Annotated in this window: 1 protein-coding gene; it reads right to left on the bottom strand. The window is 62.6% G+C overall.

What is annotated here, in order from left to right:
- Positions 1 to 203 (bottom strand): ISL3 family transposase (locus tag C664_RS20145; RefSeq protein ID WP_004297034.1); only part of this gene is annotated, 203 nt, incomplete at both ends.

Raw genomic sequence — 203 nt, 5'->3', positions numbered from 1 at the left:
GTGTTCATGTCCATTGCGACCGCCTCGATGTGCTGACAGCCCTCTTTGCCCAGCAATTCGAAGAAGGGCCGGATCGCCTCGCGGCTGTTGCCTTCGCCGACCCACAACACGCGCATACGTTCAGCATCCATGATCACCGTCGCGTAGCGGTGCCCCTTGTGCAGCGCGAACTCGTCCATCACCAACCGACGCACGCCCTGCGC

Source organism: Thauera sp. 63 (assembly GCF_000310165.2).
Lineage (GTDB): Bacteria > Pseudomonadota > Gammaproteobacteria > Burkholderiales > Rhodocyclaceae > Thauera > Thauera humireducens.
This window is presented reverse-complemented; position numbering and strand designations above follow the sequence as displayed.